We start from the raw sequence: 268 nt of genomic DNA, 5'->3' as shown, positions 1-268 counted from the left end.
ACGCCATGACACATCGAGCAGTTCTGCGCGAGCGTCGCGCCACGTCCGATCGACTCGGCGCTGGGACGCGTGCGGCCCCACGGCGGCAGAGGCGGCAGCACGAGCACGTTGCTCGGCGCGGGGCCGGCGACGTTGTCGCTTTGCGTGAACCACGTCGACGGCGCGCCCGCTGCGCTGCCGATCGTCGCCCATAAGCCGCGCTGCGTGAAGTCGGGATGCTTCGATGGCAGCCAGATAAAGCCGATCAGAGCCGCCACGATCGCAATCG

The 268-nt window shown here is 69.0% G+C and carries 1 pseudogene; it reads right to left on the bottom strand.

Annotated elements, in window-relative coordinates:
- Positions 1-266, bottom strand: a pseudogene (locus tag SB753_RS37630) (cytochrome c4); the annotation flags it as partial.
- Positions 267-268: the final 2 nt, after the last annotated feature.

The sequence above is a fragment of the Paraburkholderia sp. SIMBA_053 genome (assembly GCF_046534895.1).
Classification (GTDB): domain Bacteria; phylum Pseudomonadota; class Gammaproteobacteria; order Burkholderiales; family Burkholderiaceae; genus Paraburkholderia; species Paraburkholderia caledonica.
The sequence above is the reverse complement of the archived record's forward strand: the minus strand, read 5'-3'. Positions and strand labels throughout refer to the sequence as shown.